General features: G+C 61.8%; 18 protein-coding genes and 1 pseudogene. 10 read left to right on the forward strand and 9 right to left on the reverse strand.

Annotation, left to right across the window (positions count from 1 at the left end):
* Window positions 1-22 precede the first annotated feature (22 nt).
* Window positions 23-193 carry a hypothetical protein gene (locus tag GH983_RS01990; RefSeq protein ID WP_371418405.1) on the reverse strand — a complete coding sequence of 57 codons (171 nt, stop codon included), beginning with the start codon at window positions 191-193 and terminating at the stop codon, window positions 23-25.
* A 203-nt stretch (window positions 194-396) separates the two neighbouring features.
* On the opposite strand from GH983_RS01990, the pseudogene GH983_RS01995 reads away from it, so the two are divergent.
* From GH983_RS01995 to GH983_RS02040, 10 genes and pseudogenes are all read left to right on the forward strand, one after another.
* A pseudogene (locus tag GH983_RS01995) lies at window positions 397-3,320 on the forward strand (monovalent cation/H+ antiporter subunit A).
* A complete protein-coding gene (locus GH983_RS02000) occupies window positions 3,320-3,658 on the forward strand; it encodes a Na+/H+ antiporter subunit C (RefSeq protein ID WP_054150753.1) in 339 nt (112 codons plus the stop codon). Before GH983_RS01995 ends, GH983_RS02000 begins: the two are co-directional and overlap by 1 nt.
* On the forward strand, window positions 3,655-5,289 hold the full coding sequence (locus GH983_RS02005; protein WP_153761470.1) for a monovalent cation/H+ antiporter subunit D: 1,635 nt from the start codon (window positions 3,655-3,657) through the stop codon (window positions 5,287-5,289). Before GH983_RS02000 ends, GH983_RS02005 begins: the two co-directional genes overlap by 4 nt.
* Window positions 5,286-5,762: a Na+/H+ antiporter subunit E gene (locus GH983_RS02010; protein WP_054150751.1), complete on the forward strand. Its 477-nt coding sequence runs from the start codon at window positions 5,286-5,288 to the stop codon at window positions 5,760-5,762. The genes GH983_RS02005 and GH983_RS02010 overlap by 4 nt, the downstream gene beginning before the upstream one ends.
* The gene (locus GH983_RS02015) at window positions 5,759-6,040 is read left to right on the forward strand and encodes a K+/H+ antiporter subunit F (RefSeq protein ID WP_054150750.1); all 282 of its coding nucleotides are present in this window, start codon (window positions 5,759-5,761) and stop codon (window positions 6,038-6,040) included. Before GH983_RS02010 ends, GH983_RS02015 begins: the two co-directional genes overlap by 4 nt.
* Window positions 6,037-6,402 carry a monovalent cation/H(+) antiporter subunit G gene (gene mnhG / locus GH983_RS02020; protein ID WP_153761471.1) on the forward strand — a complete coding sequence of 122 codons (366 nt, stop codon included), beginning with the start codon at window positions 6,037-6,039 and terminating at the stop codon, window positions 6,400-6,402. The genes GH983_RS02015 and mnhG overlap by 4 nt, the downstream gene beginning before the upstream one ends.
* Window positions 6,403-6,563: 161 nt before the next feature.
* The gene (locus GH983_RS02025; RefSeq protein ID WP_153761472.1) at window positions 6,564-9,338 is read left to right on the forward strand and encodes a M16 family metallopeptidase; all 2,775 of its coding nucleotides are present in this window, start codon (window positions 6,564-6,566) and stop codon (window positions 9,336-9,338) included.
* A gap of 82 nt (window positions 9,339-9,420) precedes the next feature.
* On the forward strand, window positions 9,421-9,942 hold the full coding sequence (locus tag GH983_RS02030; protein ID WP_153761473.1) for an RNA polymerase sigma factor: 522 nt from the start codon (window positions 9,421-9,423) through the stop codon (window positions 9,940-9,942).
* Window positions 9,943-10,035: 93 nt separating this feature from the next.
* Window positions 10,036-11,031, forward strand: coding sequence for a FecR domain-containing protein (locus GH983_RS02035; RefSeq protein WP_153761474.1), 996 nt, complete (start codon window positions 10,036-10,038; stop codon window positions 11,029-11,031).
* Window positions 11,032-11,152: 121 nt separating this feature from the next.
* Window positions 11,153-14,068 (forward strand): TonB-dependent receptor, encoded by a 2,916-nt coding sequence (locus GH983_RS02040; RefSeq protein WP_153761475.1) that lies wholly within the window; start codon window positions 11,153-11,155, stop codon window positions 14,066-14,068.
* An 87-nt stretch (window positions 14,069-14,155) separates the two neighbouring features.
* Here GH983_RS02040 and GH983_RS02045 read toward each other — a convergent pair whose 3' ends face one another.
* From GH983_RS02045 to GH983_RS02080, 8 genes are read right to left on the reverse strand one after another with little or no spacing between them, the layout of a single operon-like run.
* Complete coding sequence (locus GH983_RS02045) at window positions 14,156-15,496, reverse strand: sigma-54 dependent transcriptional regulator (protein ID WP_153761476.1); 1,341 nt, start codon at window positions 15,494-15,496, stop codon at window positions 14,156-14,158.
* A 1-nt stretch (window position 15,497) separates the two neighbouring features.
* Window positions 15,498-16,937 (reverse strand): sensor histidine kinase, encoded by a 1,440-nt coding sequence (locus GH983_RS02050; RefSeq protein ID WP_153761477.1) that lies wholly within the window; start codon window positions 16,935-16,937, stop codon window positions 15,498-15,500.
* Window positions 16,938-16,996: 59 nt separating this feature from the next.
* Complete coding sequence (locus GH983_RS02055) at window positions 16,997-18,238, reverse strand: monovalent cation/H(+) antiporter subunit G (RefSeq protein ID WP_153763526.1); 1,242 nt, start codon at window positions 18,236-18,238, stop codon at window positions 16,997-16,999.
* The gene (locus GH983_RS02060) at window positions 18,238-18,528 is read right to left on the reverse strand and encodes a monovalent cation/H+ antiporter complex subunit F (protein ID WP_054150741.1); all 291 of its coding nucleotides are present in this window, start codon (window positions 18,526-18,528) and stop codon (window positions 18,238-18,240) included. Before GH983_RS02060 ends, GH983_RS02055 begins: the two co-directional genes overlap by 1 nt.
* Window positions 18,525-18,860 carry a Na+/H+ antiporter subunit E gene (locus tag GH983_RS02065; RefSeq protein WP_153761478.1) on the reverse strand — a complete coding sequence of 112 codons (336 nt, stop codon included), beginning with the start codon at window positions 18,858-18,860 and terminating at the stop codon, window positions 18,525-18,527. Before GH983_RS02065 ends, GH983_RS02060 begins: the two co-directional genes overlap by 4 nt.
* Window positions 18,857-20,362, reverse strand: coding sequence for a Na+/H+ antiporter subunit D (locus GH983_RS02070; protein WP_054150739.1), 1,506 nt, complete (start codon window positions 20,360-20,362; stop codon window positions 18,857-18,859). Before GH983_RS02070 ends, GH983_RS02065 begins: the two co-directional genes overlap by 4 nt.
* Complete coding sequence (locus GH983_RS02075) at window positions 20,355-20,741, reverse strand: NADH-quinone oxidoreductase subunit K (RefSeq protein ID WP_054150738.1); 387 nt, start codon at window positions 20,739-20,741, stop codon at window positions 20,355-20,357. Before GH983_RS02075 ends, GH983_RS02070 begins: the two co-directional genes overlap by 8 nt.
* Window positions 20,738-21,142 (reverse strand): MnhB domain-containing protein, encoded by a 405-nt coding sequence (locus GH983_RS02080; protein ID WP_069042186.1) that lies wholly within the window; start codon window positions 21,140-21,142, stop codon window positions 20,738-20,740. The genes GH983_RS02075 and GH983_RS02080 overlap by 4 nt, the downstream gene beginning before the upstream one ends.
* Window positions 21,143-21,148 lie beyond the last annotated feature (6 nt).

Genomic DNA, 21,148 nt, shown 5'->3' on the forward strand with positions numbered 1-21,148 from the left:
GCACGTTTCGAGCCCGCCTCAACTAGCCTTCCCGCGGAGAAGAGCAGAAGATGCCCGGAAAACCATTGTCGTTGGTGAAGCGCAGACCTGCCTTCTCGAAGGCCAGTTTGAGCTGCGCCTCGGTCGATCGGTGCGCACCATGGCGCTGGCCTTCGTAGTCGCGGATGGTGCTGCGGGAGACAAGCGACTGCAACGCCAGTTCCTCCTGCGTCCAGTCCAGATACCCACGGGCCGCACGACAGAGAGCAGGTGAAAAAACAGTGTCCTGAGCGGATTGAACCATGTTCATAACTGACCATATAAGTGGATATTGACCATTTAGGGTGACTGCAGCGGGTTTTCCAGTCTGCGCTTTGTGTCACCCGAGCAGATTTCTTCGGGGGATATGGATTTGGGATAACGCTGGACGCTTCGAGTCTTTTGCTTCTGCTGCTGGTTCTTCCGTTCCTCGGCAGTCTTGGCTCGGCTTTCATCCTCAACACGACGTCCCGTGATCTTCCGGTCTTCGTTGCAGGGGCAACGACGCTCCTGACCCTGATCCTGACGGCTTCGGCCTACCCGTTCGTGATGCAGAACGGCGTTCTGCGGTTCACGGCCGAGTGGCTGCCGCAAGTCGGGCTAAATTTCTCCCTGCGGCTTGATGGCTTCGCCTGGATCTTCTCCATGCTGGTCACGTCGATCGGCTTTCTCGTCATCCTCTATGCCCGCTACTACATGGGCAAGGATGACCCCATCCCGCGCTTCTTCTCCTTCCTGCTGGCCTTCATGGGGGCGATGCTCGGCATCATCGTCTCGGGCAATGTCATCCTGCTCTCGATCTTCTGGGAACTGACCAGCATCTTCTCCTTCCTGCTGATCAGTTACTGGCACACGAATGCCGCAGCCCGCGACGGGGCGCGCATGGCACTGACGATCACCGGTATCGGCGGTTTCTGCCTGCTGATCGGCATGCTCCTCCTCGGCAAGATCGTCGGCAGCTACGATCTCGACAAGATCCTGGCTTCAGGCCAGCTGGTGCGCGAACATCCGCTCTATCTGCCGACGCTGATCTTCATCCTGCTCGGTGCCTTGACCAAGAGCGCCCAGTTCCCGTTCCATTTCTGGCTGCCCAATGCGATGGCAGCCCCGACGCCGGTCTCCGCCTTCCTGCATTCCGCGACCATGGTGAAGGCGGGTGTCTTCCTGCTGGTGCGCTTCTGGCCGGTGCTGTCAGGGACCTATGAATGGTTCATTCTCGTCGGCCTTGCAGGCATCTCGACCATGCTGCTCGGCGCCTTCCTGGCGATGTTCCAGCGTGATCTCAAGGGTTTGCTCGCCTATTCGACGATCAGCCATCTCGGCCTGATCACGACGCTCCTCAGCCTCGGAAGTCCGTTGTCGACGGTGGCGGCGATCTTCCACATGCTCAACCACGCAACCTTCAAGGCCTCCCTCTTCATGGCGGCCGGGATCATCGATCACGAGACGGGCACGCGTGACATGCAGCGGCTGAGCGGCCTCTATCGCTTCATGCCGGCAACGGCCACGCTCGCCATGGTCGCCAGCGCCGCCATGGCCGGCGTGCCCCTTCTCAATGGCTTCCTGTCGAAGGAAATGTTCTTTGCCGAAGCTGTCGAGACCCACGCGGATTCCTGGCTCGATGTGATCCTGCCCTATGTCGCAACGCTGGCTGGCCTCTTCAGCGTCGTCTACTCGCTTCGCTTCATCCACACGGTCTTCTTCGGCCCGCTGCCGAAGGACTTGCCCATAAAGACCCCGCATGAGCCGCCGCGCTGGATGCGCGTTCCCATCGAGATCCTCGTGGTGGTCTGCCTCATCGTCGGCATCGTGCCCGCGATTTCCATCGGCCCGTTCCTGCAGACGGCCGTTGAGAGTGTGCTGGGTGACCAGACCCCGGAGAATACAGCCTCAGCGTCTGGCACGGCATCAACGTGCCGCTGCTCATGAGCCTGATCGCCCTTCTCGGCGGCATCGGTCTCTATGTGGTGATGCGGGACTACCTGTCACGTTGCGAGGATGGGCCGCCCTATCTCCGTCGTCTGCGTGGCCAGCGCCTTTTCGAACGGGTCCTGGTCACCGTCTCGTGGCGCTGGGCGCGCCTCGCGGAAAGCCGGCTCGGCACCCGCAATCTGCAGCCGCAGCTCCGCTGGATCGTGGTCAGCGGCTTCGTCGCGGCAGCCCTGCCACTCTATTTCTCGGGTTTCGAACGCAGGCCGATCGTCTTTTCCGCCATCGATCCGGCTTTTGGCCTTCTCTGGCTGGTCGGCATGGCGCTCGCCATCGGCGCCGCGGTTTCTGCCAAGTACCATCGTCTGGCAGCCCTCATCATGCTCGGCGGGGTGGGGCTGATCGTCTGCATGACCTTCGTCTGGCTATCCGCGCCTGACCTTGCGATCACCCAGTTGCTGGTGGAGATCGTCACAACGGTCCTGATCCTTCTCGGCTTGCGCTGGTTGCCGAAGCGCAGCCCCGACCGAGGCGAGGTCATGACCCTGAAAAGCCGGTTCCGGCGTTTCCGCGATCTTTCACTGGCGATCGCCTGCGGCATTGGCATGTCGGTCGTTGCCTTCACGGTGATGACCATGCCGGTGCCGGATGCGATTGCCACCTACTTCCTTGAGAACGCCTATACGGAAGGCGGCGGACGCAATGTCGTCAACGTCATCCTCGTTGACTTCCGCGCCTTCGACACCTTCGGTGAAATCGCCGTCCTCGGCATCGTCGGCCTGACCGTCTATGGCCTGCTGCGCCGTTTCCGTCCGGCTGATGACAGCATGGAACTGCCGGAACAGCAGGTACGCCAAAACCGCTTCGATGCAGACCAGCCGGAACGGTCGCCGGGCGACATGATGCGCGACTATCTGCTCGTGCCTTCGGTGCTGATGCAGTGGCTGTTTCCGGTCATTATCACGCTTTCCGTCTATCTCTTCATGCGCGGTCACGACATGCCCGGCGGCGGCTTCTCGGCCGGCCTCACCCTGTCGATCGCCTTCCTGCTGCAATATCTGGCGGGCGGCACGCGCTGGGCGGAAGATCGCATCCGCATCCTGCCGTTGCGCTGGATGGGAGCCGGCATCCTCACTGCATCGGCAACGGGGATCGGGGCATGGCTCCTCGGTTATCCCTTCCTTACCTCGCATTTCCGCTATCTGGAAATCCCCCTGATCGGCCAGGTGCCGGCGGCCTCCGCGCTTCTCTTTGATCTCGGGGTCTTTTCGCTGGTGGTCGGCGCGACCGTGCTGATCCTGACGGCGCTTGCCCACCAGTCGATCCGCATCAACCGCCTGAGGGCACTTGAAGCCAAGGGGGAGAAGCGCTGATGGAACTCATCCTGTCGCTCGCCATCGGACTGATGACCACCTGTGGTGTCTGGCTCATCCTGCGTCCGCGGACCTATCAGGTGATCATTGGACTGTCGCTGCTGTCCTACGCAGTGAACCTCTTCATCTTCGGCGTTGGCGGGGTGAAGAGCAACATGCCGCCTATCCTGGAGAACGGCGTGGTGTCGACGACGCTGAGCGACCCCGTGCCCCAGGCCCTGGTGCTGACCGCCATCGTCATCGGCTTTGCCACCACGGCTCTCTTCCTTGTCGTGCTGCTCGCCGCTCGCGGACTGACCGGCAACGACCATGTCGACGGGAGGAACGAGAAGCCGTGATCGACTGGAGCCACCATCTCATCGTCACGCCGATCCTCTTGCCGATGATGACGGCAGCGATCCTACTGTTCATCGACGAACGCAACAGGACGACCAAGGCGCTGGTCAGCCTGACGGCGACGGTTCTGCTGCTCGCGAACGCCCTCGTTCTCTTCATTGTCGAGAGCGGACCGAACAGTTTCGAAAACGTCTATCTGCTCGGAAATTGGGCGGCCCCCTTCGGCGTCGTGCTCGTCATTGACGGGCTTTCGGCGATGATGCTGTTGTTGACCGCTGTCCTCGCCATCGCCGCACTGGTCTTCTCCATGGCCAGGTGGCACGCCGTCGGAGCCCATTTCCACACCCTGTTCCAGCTTCTGCTGGTTGGCGTCAACGGCGCGCTGCTGACCGGGGACCTCTTCAATCTCTTCGTCTTCTTCGAAGTCATGCTGGCCGCCTCCTATGGGTTGCTGTTGCACGGCACGGGCACGCTGCGCGTCAAGTCCGGGCTCCACTACATCGCCGTCAACCTTGTCGCAGCGCTCTTCTTCCTGATCGGGGTCAGCCTTGTCTATGGAACCGCCGGCACGCTGAACATGGCCGACCTTGCCCTGCGCATGCCGGACATGGAGCCGGATCGCCTGATCCTGATGGAGGCTGGCGCTGCTGTGCTCGGCGTCGCCTTCCTGATCAAGGTCGGCATGTGGCCGCTCTGTTTCTGGCTGCCGTCCGCTTACAGCGCGGCTTCAGCCCCGGTGGCGGGCATGTTCGCCATCCTCAGCAAGGTCGGCATCTACGTCATCCTGCGCCTGACCATGCTGCTGTTCGGTGATGGTCCATCGGCCGGCTTCGGGGCGGAGGTCCTGCTGCTCGGCGGCATGGCGACGCTCGTCTTCGGAACCATCGGCGTTCTCGCATCCCAGGCTCTGGGGCGTCTCGCCGGCTATTCGGTCCTCGTTTCCTCCGGCACGCTTTTGATGGTGCTCGGCATCAATGACGGTGTCGTCTCCTCCGGTGCCCTGCTTTATCTCGTGAGTTCCACCCTGACGATCAGCGCCTTTTTCATGCTGATCGAACTGGTGGAGCGCGGACAGGATGCGGGCGCCAACGTCCTTGCCGTCACCATGGAGGCCTATGGCGACGGCGAGGAGGCGGACATGGAGGACGGCGAGGGCACGACCATGCCCGGGACCATGGCTATCCTCGGCATCTGCTTTGCGGCCTGCGGCATTTTGCTTGCCGGCCTGCCGCCGCTGTCGGGCTTCATCGCCAAGTTCGCCATGCTGTCCGCCATGATGGGCACGGGCTCGATCGGGACGACGCCCGATCTTGCCGTCTGGACCCTGATCGTGCTGGTCATTCTCTCAGGAGTCGCGGCCCTGATCTCCATGACCCGTGCGGGCATACGCACCTTCTGGGGATCGATCGAAGGGGCCGTGCCGCGGGTGCTCGTGGTGGAACTCGTTCCCGTGATGCTCTCGCTCACGCTCGGCCTGACCGTGAAGGCAGGACCGGCGATGACCTATATGGACACGACGATCCGGACACTCTCCAACCCGTCCGCCTATGTGGATGCTGTGCGCAATGCCCATGTGGTGAAGGATCAAAGCTCTTCCGGCACGACAGCAGGTGAGGGAGGGAGCGCGCCATGATCCCTCATCCACTTCTCAGCCTGGCGCTGCTTCTAATGTGGCTGCTGCTCAATGACTTTACCCTCGGACATCTGGTCCTTGGTTCTGTCGTGGCGATCTTCGGCGGTTGGGCCATGGCATCGCTCAGACCCGACAAGCCGAAGATAAAGAAGTGGTATCTGCTGCCCAAGCTCTTCCTGATCGTCTTCGTCGACATCATCCGCTCGAATGCTGCCGTCGCCCTGCTGATGCTCAGCGGCAAGCGCCGAAAACAGACATCGGGCTTCATCACGGTGCCGCTCGAAATCGAGCACCCCACCGCCCTTGCCATCATGGCCGTCATCCTGACCAGCACGCCGGGCTCTGCCTGGCTCGCCTATGACGAGCGCCGGAAGACCGTCCTGATCCACGTTCTCGACCTGATCGACGAGGAGCAGTGGGTCGCTAACATCAAGCATCGCTACGAACGCCTGTTGCTGGAGATTATCGAATGAGCGCCATCATTCTTTTCACCGCCGTCTCGATTGCCAAGGTGCTGCTCGGGCTCGCCCTGATTATCGCGGCCGTACGCATCTTCATCGGCCCACGTGCCCAGGACCGCATCCTCGCCCTCGATGCATGTTATGTGATCGCCATGCTGATGCTTGTTACCTTCGGGATCGGCAGTGGCCGCACGGTCTATTTCGAGGCGGCACTGGTGATCAGCCTGTTGGGTTTCGTGGCAACCGTGGCGCTGGCCAAGTTCCTCATGCGCGGTGAGGTAATCGAATGACCATGCCAGTCGCCGATCTTCCGCTCTGGGTCGTCATCGGCGTGTCCGTGCTGCTTCTGCTCGGCTCGGGCCTGACGCTGCTCGGTGCCATCGGGCTTTTGCGCCTGCCAACCTTCTATCAGCGGATCCACGCGCCAACCCTCGGCACGAGTTGGGGCACCGGTGCGATCATGCTGGCCTCGATCCTCTATTTCTCGATCGTCGGCTCGCGCGCCGTCCTGCACGAGATCCTCATCGGTGTCTTCGTCACGCTGACGACCCCGGTCACTCTCATCCTGCTGGCGAGAGCGGCGCTGCACCGCGACCGCACCGAAGGCAATACGTCCGTTCCTTCGGCCAATCCGCCGCAAGATCAACCCTGACCCTTGCGGAGGGGGGCGGGCTCCGCTGTTTCCATCGAATGCCCCCTTGGGAAGCTCCGAACACAGCACTTGTGATCAATTGTTATAGTTGATAGTTCCATTCATCTTTTGGAGGCGGTCGCGTCTTGCGACGATCCGATCCCCCTTGTTTGGAACTTCACATGCGCCTGATCTTCATTGCGGTCCTCTCGCTGTTTTGCCTTTCTGGCCCTTCGGCCGCACAAGACCCCGGTTGGGACCCGCGCATTGCGACCGGGACGCTCGACAACGGCCTGCGCTACTTCCTCCATGACAGCGGCAAGGAGGCGGACCCCTTCAATATCCGCCTGATCGTGCATGCCGGTTCGGTGGACGAGCCGGTGCCGAGCGGCATTGCCCATATCCTCGAACATATGGTTTTCCAGAGGAACGAGGCTCGTGGACGCTCCATGCACGAGGAGATCGAGGCGCTCGGCTGGCGAACCGGCGTCGAGATTAATGCGGTGACGCGGGAGGCGGAGACACAGTTCATGCTGCGCACACGCCCTGATGACGCGCTTGATCTTGCGGGATCGCTGCAGTTCATGGCCGATCTGGTGATGAAGCCGGCACTGGAGGTGGAAGACTGGGAGAAGGAACGCTTCGTCATCCTTGAGGAACTGCGCCAGACGGTAAGCGTCGCCGACCGGGTGAGCCGCCTGAAGAAGGCCGCCCTGCGCACGGGGTCGCGTTACGTAGACCGGCCGACAATCGGCACCCATGCCGGCATATCGCGCACCTCGATCGAGGAGATCCGCAGCTTTTATGAAAGCTTCTATCGCGCCTCCAACATGACGCTGATCGTCTCCGGCCGCATTGACAAGGAAGCAGCACGTGATGCCATTGAGAGGGCTTTCGGTCCTGCACCGAGGCTGCCCGCACCGGAGCGCGACTACCGTATTTTGCCCCTGAAGCAGGGTCTCAACGTCAACCTGGTGCAGGACGAGCAGGGCTCGAGTTCGCAGGTAACCTATGCCCTGCGGCTGCCCATGCCGAACCGGCTGACGGATGCGGGACAGATCGCCTATCTGCAGCAGTATTTCCTGACGCGGTTGATCCGCGACGCGGTGCAGGCGGAGGCACCGCATCATGCGACGGTCACTGACAGCCTTGGCTTTGCGGCGCAGGAAACGACCGAGGAGCGGCTGATCCTCGCGTTCAACGCCCGCACCGACAACCACGCAGCAGCTATACCTGTGCTGATGGAAACACTCGAACGGCTGCGGCGTGACGGTGTGGCGCGCGACGGGTTTGAAAGCCTGATGATGCGCGCCCGCGCCATCAACGAGAACAACAGAAAAGCAGCCGAGAACCGAACCTATGCGGAATGGGAGGACCGGATCGCCTCTGCGGTTCTGACCGGCTCGGTCGTCGATGATCCCGCAACCCGCACGACCCGCACGGCCGCTCTCCTCGATCGCATCACGTTCGAGGGTCTCAATAAGCGCCTGCGGGAGATGCTGGCAGCCGAGGATCAGGTCCTGTTCTACCAGGTGCCGGGCGGCGTTTCGGTGACGCTGCCGACGGTTGCCACCGTGGAAGCGGAACGCGCGCGCTGGGCGGCCATGGCTGACCTTCCGCCACGCCAGCCACGGACACCAGAACCTGAGATTGCGACCGCCGCACCCGTATGGCCAGCCGATCGACAGGTAGCCAGATCGGGCCGCATCTCCGCCGAGCGCCGCTCCGGAAATCCCGATGTCATCGAATGGACGCTGTCAAACGGGGACGTGGTGGTCTGGCTGGTGCGGGATACGCCGGATGGCAAGGTTTATCTCTCGGGCCAATCGCGCCCGGGATACCTCAACAGCCTTTTTCCAAGCTCGGCCTCCCAGGCGGCGGTCCAGCTTTTTGATCAGAGTGGCTTCACCTTCTGGAGCCAGTCCGAACACGATCTCTGGGCAAAGGAGCATACGCAGCAGTGGAGCATCGCGCTCAAGGAAGGCGATCTCGACGCTGGCATCGCTGCGGCCCCGGCCGATCTCCCGGCCCGCCTTGAGGCCTATGCCGCAAATATTGCTTTCGGCGGCGTAAGGCCGGAAGCCGTCGAGGCCCTGCATGCGCAGATGAACGACCAACGGCCGGATGAGCTTGCCGCACAGCGCACCAAACTGCTTTACGGCGAAGCAGGTGCGGTCGATACGTTGCAGGACCTGAGGCAGGTGGATGCGGAAGAGTTGAGCCACATCGCCCGCACCCACTTTCAACAAACGGTGACCTGGTATGCCGTCGGCCCCGAGCCCGGCTCTGAGATCCGCGACAGCTTCGCCTCCGTGATCGGCGCCGTCCCGCGTGCGGCCTCGATGAAGACGCAGGTTGCCCTGCAAAGGGCCGGGCGGCATGCGGCACAGGTCGAAGTCTTCTCCGACGATCGCGCACGTGTCGAGATTTCCTTCTTCGCCGGGCTCGACTGGACGCCGGAGGCAAGCTTCGTCATCTCAACGCTGACGCCGATTGCCCAGCAGAACCTGAAGAAGGAACTGCGCAATGTTCTCGGTGGCATCTACAGCCTCGAATTCGAGCTGGAGGCCGATCCCGACCAGGACCGTGTTCTCGGCACGCTCGCCTTTTACTGCGCGCCGGAACGCACGGAGGAACTGACGCAAGCCGCATTTGCCGTACTCGATCGCATGCCGGAGATTGCCAGACAGGCGGATGTGGAGAAGATCCGCTCGGACATCGCCTTTGCTGAAGGAAGTCGTCTGACCGATCCCAACACCTGGCTGCGCCGCCTTGCTCTCAGCCATCGCCGCTATGGCGATGCCGGATATTTGCGGCGCATGCAAGGGCTTGGCGAGCGGGTCACGGCGCAAAGGCTTGTCGCTCATGCGAAGCATATATTCCGCACTGAAAATATCGCCGTCCTGACCAAACTGCCGCTTGGCGCGGTCGCCAGGCCGGAACGCGAGGTCGAATGACGGAGATGCCGGCCCTGGCGGAGCCATTGCGCGCTTGGCTGAGGCTGGCGTGGTCGCTCGTGTCCTTCGGCAAGGGATCATCATGACCGGCGATACGCAGAGGCTGGACGACGCGTTTCTCGGCATGCGGCAGTCGCTCTACCGGGCGATCCTGCGGATCGTGCGCGATGCGGCCGAGGCCGAGGAGTTGACGCACGACGCCTATCTGAGAGCGCGTCGGGCGCTCGACCAGGGCACGCCTGGCAATATCGAGGCCTTTCTCTGGCAGACTGCTCGCAATCTCGCCCTCGATCATCTTCGCCGGCGCAAGGTGCGGGCCCTGCATGAGGAGCGGGAATTCCAGGCGGCCGATACCGTCGTTGTCGCCGATCCCCAGCCGAGCATCGAAGATCAGGCCATCCAGCGCGACCTGGTCAAGGCCTTCAATCGTGCGCTGCTGACGCTTCCACCGCGCGCCCGTTCGGCCTGGTGCCTCAACCGGCTGGAAGGCCTTGCCTATCCCGAGATCGCCAGAAGGCTGGGTGTGTCGCCAAACACCGTGTTCAACGACATGAAGATGGCCATGGCCGTCCTCATGGAAATCCGGGAGAAGATGGAGCGATGAGCCGCGTGCACGGGCGCGAATCTGCAATTTTTGGGAGGAGAACTGATTTGAAACGTCATCTATTAACATGCACCATTTCAGCGGAAGACCGTCATGCACGCAGTGACTGACAATGAGGATCAAGCGCGCTATCGGCATCCGGACCCGATAATAGACCAGGCGCTCGAATGGGTGTTGAAGCGTCAGGCGGGGGAGGTCGATCAGGATGCGCTCGATGCCTGGCTGGCCGAAGGTGCGGACAGGGGCGCAGCTTTGGCGCGGGTGCTCGCGCTCTATGAATGTCCCGCATTGACCGTGGCTTCCGCCCAGACGGCGACGGCATCGCTGCTGCCGGTCGAGGCCATCAGACACTCGCCGGCTATCACCCGGCGCTCTCCGCGTCTGTCGCTCGCGCTCGCAGCCTCGATCACCGCCGCCATCGTCGTGCCGCTGCATGGAAGCGACTGGCTCCTCGGTTTGCAGGCCGACTATCGGACCGCTGCCGGCGAGATCGTCGCGGTCGATCTGCCCGACGGCTCCCGCATGCAGATGAACAGCCAGACGGCAGTCCGCCTCGATTTCGAAGATGGCAGGCGGGCCGTGCGGCTTCTCGAGGGTGAGGCCTATTTTGAGGTGGCGCATGACGCTGCCCGGCCGTTCAGCGTGACAGGGGCCTATGGCACCGTGACGGTGACGGGCACGGCTTTTGATGTGGCGCGTGGTGATGCAGAAGACGTCGTGCATCTGGAAAGCGGTCGCGTCGTCTTGACCCGCGATGGCGAGCAATCGAGCCCGGTTGCCATGACGCCAGGCCAGACGGCGGCCGTCGATCGCACACGGATCGCATTCCTTCCTCAGGGAGACGATGAAAGCCGGCTTGCCTGGCGCGAAGGCTGGATCCAGCTTTCCGCCATTCCCTTGCGTGACGCCCTCGTCGAGATCGGACGCCATACGGATCTCACCATCGTCACTCTGCCGGCCGCCGCCCTTGAAACCCCCGTCAGCGGCAGCTTCCGCATTGCCGAGGCAGATGCCGCACTCGATAGCGTGGCCACCGCCGCAGGGGCGCGCATCGAGCGATTGCCGGGCGGAATCTTATTCATTCGCTAAAGTCTCAAGTTTTTTTGTGAGACCGGCCGGGCTGACACGTCATCCCCATCAGAGCCGCCGCGCATGATGCGCGGCGGCGGGGTGACAACAGGGTGACAAGGGCTTCCGGCCCGGGATCAAGATGGCAGAGCGTAGAGTATCGGTCGGCAAGCGCAGGCTTGCCATGTTCATGGTGTCCACGGCACTGGTTTCGGCTTCGGCCGGTGTATTTGAGGTTCGAGCGCAGGATGCCGGGACAAGTCCGACGACGAACGGTCCCCGGGCAATCTCCATCCCTGCGCAGCCGCTCGATGCAGCCCTCAGGGCCTTCACCCGTCAGACGGGCTGGCAGGTCGGCTATGCCGCAGCTCTCGTCTCTGGCCGGACCTCATCGGCCGTCGCCGGCGAAACCGATCCGCTGGTTGCACTGCGCGCCCTCACCGCCGGTGCCGGCATCGAGATCCGCGTGACAGGTGCCCGCACCGCATCGCTGGTTGCCGAAGGCACGATCGACGAAGCCGCGGTTGCCGGCACGACCGTTCTTGAGGAAATAACGGTGTCGTCCTCCGGCGGCGGCGTGAAACTCGGAACCGAGAGCGCAGGCGATACCGGCACCACCGTGATGGATTCAACCCAGGTCGGAATTCGCACGAGCAGCGGGGATGCCAACAGCTTCCTGCGCGGTCTGCCCAATGTGCAGTACCAGAACGATACCAACGAGAATGCCGGCGTCGAGAGCCAGGCAATCCTCAACACCAAGCCGCAGGAAGTCTCGATCTCGGGTGGGCGAACCTATGAGAACAACTTCATCCTGAACGGCATCGGCATCAATACGATCACGGGGACCGAGGAGCCTTACAACACCGGCAACCGCGGTGAACTGTCTGACGAGGATACGGCCTACAATGCAGATCGCATCTACGGCTTGCATTCGCAGACCGTGTTCGTGCCCACGGATTTTGTTGAATCCGCAACGGTCATCGACAGCAATGCGTCGGCCCGTTACGGCGCCTTCCAGGGCGGCGTTGTCGAGTACGAACTGATGCAGCCAGCAACCGACAGGCTGAGAGCATTGGCCTCGGTGGAATACGAGAGTGATGACCTCGTCAAATACAATCTCGCGACAGAGGATGGTCTCAATCCGAATGCCATAGGTGAGCCGGAATTCTACAAGAAGAAGAAGGCCTTCTCGGTCACCGGTCCGATCACGGACAATATCGCTGTCATCGGACAGTACAGCGTGACGGATGCCTGGACCAACAAGGCGAAGAACTACATCTACGGCGACGAGCTCGTGCAGTCCGAATCCAAGAACGAGTTCTACCGGTTCCAGGCCAATGCGGAGACGGATCTCGGCCTGTTCAAGCTAGAAGGCATTCACACTGACTACTATCAGGATTTCGAGTCAGACGATTACCGGGTCCTTGAGATTGATACTGCGACCCGGACCTATGCAGGCAAGCTGGAGAACTTGTACGAGTTCGAGGATTTTTCGCTCGGTGGCGTAGCGCTTTCGAACGTTTCTCTGACCAGCAAGATCACGGCATCAAAATCCGACGCGCTCAACCTCGGTGGCGATAACACGATCCGCAACTGGATCTCGACCTACTGGCGCACCATTTCGGGGACAAGAACCAAGGTCTTCGAATCGAGCATGCTCGACTGGTGCCGCGTCGATCCGACCTCGACCACCACCACATCTTGCCGAGAAGGCGGAATGGGCAAGGAGCGCGGTCAGGGGCAGGAAAGCTACACCTGGTCCCAGGCTCTGGCCGGCGATATCGGGAATGGTACTTTCCGGACCGGCTACGAGTTCGGCTACACTGAGGCTCACCGTTGGCGGGCAGAAGACTATGTCAGCTACACCTACAACGTCGCTCAAGCCTATACGGCCTTGAGGGCCGCGAACATTTCGACATTTACCTGCAACACGACGGAAGAGTGCTACGGCGAACAGTTTGCGTATAGCAAGACGGTCCACAAGGCGTACGATATCCATGCGCAGATCATGCAGGCAAACGCCTATCTGGAGCTCGACCAGACCTTCGACTGGCTGAACCTCCGCCCCGGCATCCGTTTCGACTATGACGACTATCAGGGCAACCTGAACATATCTCCGCGCCTGGTTGCGACGGTAACGCCGATGGAGGATTTCAGCATTTCCGGTGGTTTCAACCGGTATTACGACGCTGCCAATCTTTCTTACGCAATTCGGAACCAGCAACCACGCGTCACGACCTACTCAAGGCAGCCGAGCTCCACAGGTGTCGTCGGGGATTTCACAACGACGCCGACGCAAACCTATTACACCCTTGATGCTGCGGATCTGAAGACGCCTTATACGGACGAGTTCACTGCCGCGATCAACTTTACCGATCCTTTCACCGAGGGTGAATGGCGCTTTCGCTATCTGCATCGTAGTTCTCGTGATCAGTATTCCTCGCGGACGCCCACAAATACGTCCTATGTGCTGACCAACAATGCCAAAGGCTCGTATGACTCCTTGACGGCCGAATATGCGAAGGAACTGCCGACAGCCACGTGGAACCCGGCGGACAACTCGCTTCTTGCAGCCTCGATCACCTGGGCAGACAAAAATGTCTCAGCCGACAGCTACTTCGTCGACGAAGACGATCTGGAAAAACGGATTTCATACAAGGGGACATCCTACACGCAGGCTGGATTCAACGCCGTCACCGGCAACATGGACATTCCGCTGCGCGCCCAGGTCGGTCTCTCCGGCAGTTTCTTCGACGAGCGGCTGACGCTTGGTCTCGCTGCCAACTACAACTTCGCATATGATGGCGTCGAAGACACCGACGACAACGAGAGCATTGATGGAGTGCTGCATGACATCTGGGATGACAAGGCTTTCGCTGCCGTGCTGACCGTCGATTTGAGCGGCTCTTACAAGTTCGCATCCGTGGACGACCATGGAATGACCCTGAACTTCAAGGTCGTCAATCTCTTCAACGAGCTTGGCAACGCAAAGTCATCCAACGGCAATCCCTGGGTCATCGGCCGCACTCTCTGGGTCGGCGCCTCTGCAGAGTTTTAGGCCGCCCTCGGCGCATAGGACACTGCCGCTGCCACGCAGCGGCAGTGTGTCTCCGACGGCCAGGGAGCCTGACCAAGGCTAGACGCCTCAGATGTCGTCGGGGCTGATGTTCAGGCGTCGCATCTTTTCCCACAATGTCGTTCGCGACACCCCAAGCGCTTCGGCAGCCTCCTTGGGCGATCCATTGGCGCGAGCCAGTGCCGCCTTGATGTGAGCCCGCTCGGCGGCGTCGCGTACGTCGGCGAGTGTGGCATTCGTGTCTTGAACGACGCCTGACTTGGTATCCGTCAGGGCTAGTCCCTCGGGGAAAAGTTCAGCCTCGGACAGGACACGGCCGTCACCCATGGCAACGGCGCGGTCGACGCGGTTGATCAGTTCGCGGATGTTTCCGGGCCAGCGGTGGCGCTTGGTCGCTTCATGTGCTGCCGCGTCAACGACGATGCTGCCGTGCCCAAGCCTTGATGCTGCGGCAGATGCGAAGCTCTCAAGCAGTGACGACAGCTCTTCATGTCTTTCTCTGAGCGGCGGCAGCTTGCAGGCGATGACATTGATGCGAAACCAGAGATCCTCGCGGAACTGGCCCTCGGCCACCATGGCGCCGAGATCCTTGTTGGTGGCGCAGACGAGACGTGCTCCGAATTTGCGTGTCTCGCTTCCCCCCAGCCGTCGGAATTCCCGCGTTTCCAGAACGCGCAGCAACTTCACCTGCAGCACGGGCGACAGATCGCCGATCTCGTCCAGAAACAGCGTGCCTTCGTCTGCCTCCTCGAAAAAGCCGCGATGCATGCCCGAAGCGCCGGTAAAGGAACCGCGCTCATGGCCGAAGAGCAGCGAGTCCGCAAGCTCTGCAGGCAATGCGCCGCAGTTGACCGGGACAAACGGCAGGTTCTTGCGCGGGCCGGCCTCATGGACATAGCGGGCCGCGACCTCCTTGCCGGTTCCCGTCTCGCCGAGGACGAGGACCGGCAGATCGATTTCGGCTGCCCGCAAAAGTGTCGCGCCGATCTTGCGCATCGCGCTGCTGCCGGAAAATGCCGCCCCAACCTGTGGCCCGCTGCTCTTGCGGCGGCTGATACCCTGCAAGGTCTCGACAAGCTGATCGAGATCGAAAGGTTTGCTGACGTAATCGACCGCGCCGTCCCGCACCAGGCGAACGGCCTGATCTATGTCGCCATAGGCCGTCATGAAGATGACCGGGACCAATCCGAAGCGTTCGAAATGCCGGCGCATGATGGTCTCGCCGTCGCCATCCGGCAGCCGGATATCCGAGAGAATGATGTCGGGTGCCCCAGCCTTGAGCGCTGCATTGGCTTCTGCCGCCGAACGCGCCCATCTGACGGTGAAGCCTTCCAGGGTAAGTCTTTGTTGCAGCGACTGGCCAAGCGTCGCGTCGTCCTCGACCACCAGAATGCGACCTGCCGTCACCATGTCATGTCTCCGCTCCGCCCTGCAGCGCCGTCGCCAGCGTCAGCTGGACATTCGTTCCCGTGTTGTCGCTGCGGATCGACAAATCAGCTCCAATCCGCTCCACCAGGGAGGCGACGATCCAGATCCCGATGCTGCGCTCCACGGGGATGTCGTTGACACGGCCCGAGATCATGGCGGCCACGATCTCGGGTGGCATCCCCGGTCCCTCGTCGGCGACGCTGAGCACAACCGTCTGGGCATCCTTGCGGGTGAGAGAAACGGTGACGGTGGATCCTGGCGGTGAGGCCCTAACGGCATTCAGCATCAGATTGATCAGGATTTGCCGGAGCGCATCGACATCCACCCGGAACTCAGTCGGCTCCTCGAACATCCAGGCAAGCCCGACGCCGGCTCGTCCCGCTTCCGGAGCGATCAAGATCTCGAGGTCGCGAATATCCTGAGCGGTGATCATTCTGGATCCGGAGCGCCGGCGATAGGTGGAGAGCGTGACGTCGACCACCCGGCCGATGCTGTCGAGCCCGTTCTCCAGAAATGCCAGCGTTTCCTTCCGCACATCCTCGCGGTCGCCAAAGCGCTTCAGCGTGGAGATGCCGTTCTTCAGCCCGGCCAGCGGATTGCGCACCTCGTGCGCGATGCTGGCTGCCATGCGCGCGAGAAGACCGTCGCGTTCCTGCTGCGCCATTTGTTCGAGGATGGTGACCCTCTGGGCTTCCGATTGCTCGCGCATCGCCAGAGCCGCTTCCAGCTGGCGCAATTCGTTGCCGCGCCGCCAGTCGGCCCCGTTTGTCGAGGAACCCTCCGGATCGGCCAGCCGGTCGATAAACTGATCGAGTGGCTTGAGCGAACGCCGTGTTACGACATAAGCCGCAGCCGCAGCGATGATGGCCACCAGGATGTCGATCCCGATTGCCGCATTGGACGCGGCATCCGTGGCCGCCTCAAGCGGCTGCGTGTCAAAGGTCGCGGCGAGATAGAGGCGCCCCTCGGCCATTCCGTAGCTGCGTGCAACCAGAAGAACGGATCTGTCTGGAACCAGTCGCGGACTGACGTCGCCAGGGCTGTTGGCTTGCGCCTCGTTCAAAGCCTGATCGAGCAGATCTCCATCGCTCTCGGCCAGCGCCACCGTGATCGTTTCGCCCGACGTGTCGGTCCAGCGTGCCGCGATGCTTTCTTCGAGAAGCGCGGTGCGAAACTCAAGCGACGCCGCCAGGGTCCGCTGCACGGATTGCCGGGCATCGGCCTCTCTGATCTCGGCAGCAATATTGCCGGCGACGGCATCGAGGAAGACCAGCGCCTGATCGCGCAGGCCCGTCTCGTTGCTCGACCGCAGAGCCATGATGCCGATCTGGGTCGTGCCGACTGCCACCAGGAACATCGCGACTGCCACGAAGAGTGGCAGTGCGACGGAGAGAGGCAGTTTGGGACGCGAAAGTGAGGACATGCAGATTGATTAGACCAACTCGCGCTTGACCTGCCAGCACATTATTCCAGCCCGAGCCCTCACCGTTCCATGATCAGGACGTCACCTGCCATGTCGGGTGCGATGCGGTCGAGCCAGGGCGCGCCAAACCAGTTCGTCCGCAGTGGCCGTGGTGTACGGCCCAGCACCACCGCACGTACACCGACGATCCCGGCCGGTATGGCGCAGACACTGTCCGGCGCCGCATGGCGGGTATAGCTGCAACCGAAACGGTCTGCGATCTCGGCAAATCCGGTATCCTTCAACTGCTTGTCCGCAACATGCACGATCTGCGTCACCTCCCAGAGATTGTTGAGAAGGGACCATTCGACGAGCGGGGCCAGATGATCTTCGCCACAATCACGAACCACCAGCGTCCGTGCCGTGTCAGGCAAAGGCGTCTTGCCTACGAATAGCACCGGGCCGCTGTGGCAGCTCGGCAGACGCAAAAGGCCATCCGGATCCCAGGTGGTGCGGTCCATCCGGGCCTCGACCTGGTGATGGAACCAGCCCTGGCACGGCAGGACAAGGACGGTCTGGCCCGGCTGTGTCTCGCAGCGGAGAATGGCTTCGGGATCGCCTTCATCGTAGTGCAGGATCGAAGCCACGTCCGTCGCCGCCGTCACGGATTTGAGATCGCTGATGGCGTCGCTCGCCCGCTCGCGGATCAACCGCCGCACGCGCGCCTGATCGGCTGCGGCATGGATCGCATGCGTATCGATGATGGTGAATGCCGAGAGGCTCGCCCCTGTTTGCTTGGCAATGGCACAAGCACGTTCCGCAACGTGAGCAACCTGTCCGTCGATGACGGCGAACCGGACCGCCTCCAGTGCCGGCAACACCGGCATGTCGTTTCGTGGCGCCGGTTTCGGTACGGGCGATCTGGCTCGCTCGTCGACCGTTAGTGTTATCGGAGTGACGGGATCCCAGCCGCTTCGCCTGCCGAGCGACTGGTCGGCCCGCGTCAGCACGCCGTCAAGGGCGTCATCGCCCGAGAGCGTCAGCTGCGCACCCGAGACATAGGCGGCGCGACCCAGGAGATGGCCAGCGACCGGAACGGTAAGCAGCAGGAAGACCACGGTCAGGATACCCATTACCGTCGCGTCCAGCGCTCCATGGGCGATGACGCTGCCGATGATCACCAGGCCTGCACCCAAGGTGCCGGCTTTGGTGGCGGCGTGCATGCGCTGGAACGGATCGGCAAGTTTGATGACGCCGTAGGCGGCGATGCAGAGGAACACGACACCGACAAGCTTGAACAGAATGGACAGGATTGCGAGCATCACGCATCCTCCTTTTTCTTCTCGAGAAGAGCAGACAGCGAACACGTCGCAAGGAACCCGATCAACGCGATCCCGAAGGCGACGTCGAGGAATTCGCGCCGGCCGGTGACGATCATCGTCAAGGCGGCGATCGCGACGGCAATGCCGGTCAGCATGTCCAGCGCAATGAAGCGGTCGGCATAGCCGGGGCCCGTCACCATGCGGACGGCCGCAAGAAGCAGCGGTACCATCAGGACGGCGATCATGATGGCGGCAAATGTTGATAGAAACCCATCCAGAAGCGCAATCATCCTTCGATCTCCTTTATGCGTGTCTCGAACGTGTTCTTGATGCTGTCCACCACCGCATCGGGCTGTGGCGCATCCAGAACGTGAACATAGAGGGTGCTCAGATCCTCGCTGACATGCAGCGAGGTCGTGCCGGGGGTCAGGCTCACGCAGTTCGCAAGCGCCGTAACGCCCGCTCTGCTGCGCAGATCAAGCGGCACGGCGAGGATCGCCGGCTTGAGCTGCGAGCTGTCGCCAAGCACCTGACGGGCGACGGCAATCGACGAACGGACGAGTTCGTTGATGAAGACCAGTCCAAGTGTCATGGACCTGCCGATACGCTTGACGAGGGTCATGGCGTCACTCCTGCTGTGGTGCTTTGGTCGATGATGGCGCCAATCAGCTCGGTACGGTTGCCGATGCTGTCGGCGGCGAGGTTTGAGAATGCGACCAGAGGTTCCGGATTGATGCCGATGGCCAACGTGATGGCTCCAAGCACCACGATGGGCGCCATCATGGCAGCCGGCACATGGCGCACCCGGGTCTTGCGCACGGGCTCTTTCCAGAAAGCCTCGATCCAGATCTTGCTCATCGAGAAGATCGTCAGGAGGCTGACGAAGAGCGCGATGCCTGCCAGCCATGCCTCATCCCCCTGGAAGGACGCGTCGACCACCATCAGCTTTGCCCAGAAGCCGGAAAGCGGCGGAATGCCGGCCAGAGACAGGGCAGGTATGGCGAAGAGCACGGCCAGCCACGGCGAGGACTTCATCAATCCGCCAGACTTGCGCAGATCAAATGACCCGGTCGCCCGGTGGATGGCGCCTGCGATGAAGAACAGGTTCGCCTTCACGACGATGTGGTGGATGATGTAGAAGACCGCGCCGGCCATGGCGAGCGGCGTCGCGATCGCAAGGCCCAGCATGATGTAGCCGATCTGGCTGATGATGTGGAACGACAGGATACGGCGCACATCCCATTGCACGGCCGCCCCGAAAACGCCGAACAGCATTGTGCCTGCGGCAAACACGCCGATCAGTGGCTTCAGGGTCCCGTTGTCGACTTCGAACAGCAGCGTGAAGACGCGGAAGAGGGCGTAGACCCCGACCTTGGTGAGGAGCCCTGCGAACACCGCCGACACGATGATCGATGCCGTGTGGTAGGAGGCCGGAAGCCAGAAGAACATCGGGAAGAAGCCGGCCTTGATGCCGAAGGCGAGCAGGAACATCATCGCCGACAGGGTAAGCGCAGCCGACGATTCCGTCTGCGGCAGGACCATGGCCAGGTCTGCCATGTTCAAGGTGCCGGTCGCGCCGTAGAGCAACCCGATCGCCATCAGGAAGAGGATGGTCGAAAGGAGGTTGAGAACGGCATATTTGATCGCCCCGTCGATCTGGGCGCGGGTCCGGTCCAGCGTGATCAGGCCGAGTGTTGCGATCAGCATCACTTCGAACCAGACATACAGATTGAAAATGTCGCCAGTCAGAAAGGCACCATTGACCCCGATCATCAAACCCAGAAACAGGGGGTAGAAGCCGGAACGAACCTGGCGCTGGCGAAGGTCAGCGACGGAGAAGATCAGGGCGCAGAGCGCCAGAAGGCTGGAGATCACCACCATCGCGACGCTGAAGCGGTCCGCAACGAACACGACGCCGAAGGGTGGCATCCAGCTTCCGAAGGTCTTGGTCAGGATGCCGCCTGCAATCACTGCATTGGCGAGCACGAGGGAAGCGCCGAATGTCAGGATCATCACGGTGAGCGCGATGATGCGCTGCACCTCCGGCCGCGAGTGAAAGGCGGCAGCCAGCGCCGCCCCGATGAGCGGTAGGACGACGGGCCACAGGAGAAGCGTGTCAGCCATTGCGGATGGCCTCCTTTTCGAAAGGCGAGCCAAGAGCTTCGGCATCGTTATGCTCGTCGGTAAAGACCGAGCCGAGCGTGTAGTAGGCCTTGAGCACGAGGGCTGCGGCGAACGAGACGAGTGCAAAGCCAATGACGATCGCGGTCAGGATGAGCGCCTGGGGCAGGGGATTTGCAGCCCCTTCGCCCAGCGTCTGTGATCCCGGTTCGATGACGGGGGGCGCTGTGAACTGCAGGCCGCCTGCAATGAAGATCAGAAGGTTCGCTGCGGTGGACAGCAGCACAACCCCGAACAGGATGCGCATCACATGGCGCGACAGGAGGAGGTAGATGCCGGCACCCATCTGGGCGGCAACGGCAAACGCGTAGATCAGGCTCACTGTTCTACTCCTTCATAAAAACGGAAAACCAGGGAAAGCACGCCGCCGATAACGACCATGAAGACGCCGATATCGAAGGCGGTTGCGGTGCCGAGATGCGTGGAGCCGAGCTTGAACCACCAATGGGTCAGGAACGATCCATCCGAGATCAGGCCGGGTATGCCGCTGGCGAAGGCCAGCACGAGACCCATGCCGATCAGCACGACCGGGTGGACGATCAGCGCCTTGCGGGCCTTCGCCACGCTGTCGGAGAGAGCAAGCAGGGCAAAGGCGAGAGCTGCGAACAGCCCGCCGATGAAGCCGCCGCCTGGCTCGTTATGGCCGCGAAACAGCATGAAGACAGCCGCGCCCAGCAGAAGCACGAAGAACAGGCGGGACATGGTGGAAAAGATGACGGACATGGTCGG

The organism is Agrobacterium sp. MA01, from assembly GCF_009650195.1.
Lineage (GTDB): Bacteria > Pseudomonadota > Alphaproteobacteria > Rhizobiales > Rhizobiaceae > Allorhizobium.

Bases quoted from the DNA above. Each gene is read 5' to 3' on its own strand.
- GH983_RS02000 (WP_054150753.1), top strand. From the start codon at position 3,320: ATGGAACTCATCCTGTCGCTCGCCATCGGACTGATGACCACCTGTGGT.
- GH983_RS02010 (WP_054150751.1), top strand. From the start codon at position 5,286: ATGATCCCTCATCCACTTCTCAGCCTGGCGCTGCTTCTAATGTGGCTG.
- GH983_RS02015 (WP_054150750.1), top strand. From the start codon at position 5,759: ATGAGCGCCATCATTCTTTTCACCGCCGTCTCGATTGCCAAGGTGCTG.
- mnhG (WP_153761471.1), top strand. From the start codon at position 6,037: ATGACCATGCCAGTCGCCGATCTTCCGCTCTGGGTCGTCATCGGCGTG.
- GH983_RS02025 (WP_153761472.1), top strand. From the start codon at position 6,564: ATGCGCCTGATCTTCATTGCGGTCCTCTCGCTGTTTTGCCTTTCTGGC.
- GH983_RS02030 (WP_153761473.1), top strand. From the start codon at position 9,421: ATGACCGGCGATACGCAGAGGCTGGACGACGCGTTTCTCGGCATGCGG.
- GH983_RS02035 (WP_153761474.1), top strand. From the start codon at position 10,036: ATGCACGCAGTGACTGACAATGAGGATCAAGCGCGCTATCGGCATCCG.
- GH983_RS02040 (WP_153761475.1), top strand. From the start codon at position 11,153: ATGGCAGAGCGTAGAGTATCGGTCGGCAAGCGCAGGCTTGCCATGTTC.
- GH983_RS02045 (WP_153761476.1), bottom strand. From the start codon at position 15,496: ATGGTGACGGCAGGTCGCATTCTGGTGGTCGAGGACGACGCGACGCTT.
- GH983_RS02050 (WP_153761477.1), bottom strand. From the start codon at position 16,937: ATGTCCTCACTTTCGCGTCCCAAACTGCCTCTCTCCGTCGCACTGCCA.
- GH983_RS02055 (WP_153763526.1), bottom strand. From the start codon at position 18,238: ATGCTCGCAATCCTGTCCATTCTGTTCAAGCTTGTCGGTGTCGTGTTC.
- GH983_RS02060 (WP_054150741.1), bottom strand. From the start codon at position 18,528: ATGATTGCGCTTCTGGATGGGTTTCTATCAACATTTGCCGCCATCATG.
- GH983_RS02065 (WP_153761478.1), bottom strand. From the start codon at position 18,860: ATGACCCTCGTCAAGCGTATCGGCAGGTCCATGACACTTGGACTGGTC.
- GH983_RS02070 (WP_054150739.1), bottom strand. From the start codon at position 20,362: ATGGCTGACACGCTTCTCCTGTGGCCCGTCGTCCTACCGCTCATCGGG.
- GH983_RS02080 (WP_069042186.1), bottom strand. From the start codon at position 21,142: ATGTCCGTCATCTTTTCCACCATGTCCCGCCTGTTCTTCGTGCTTCTG.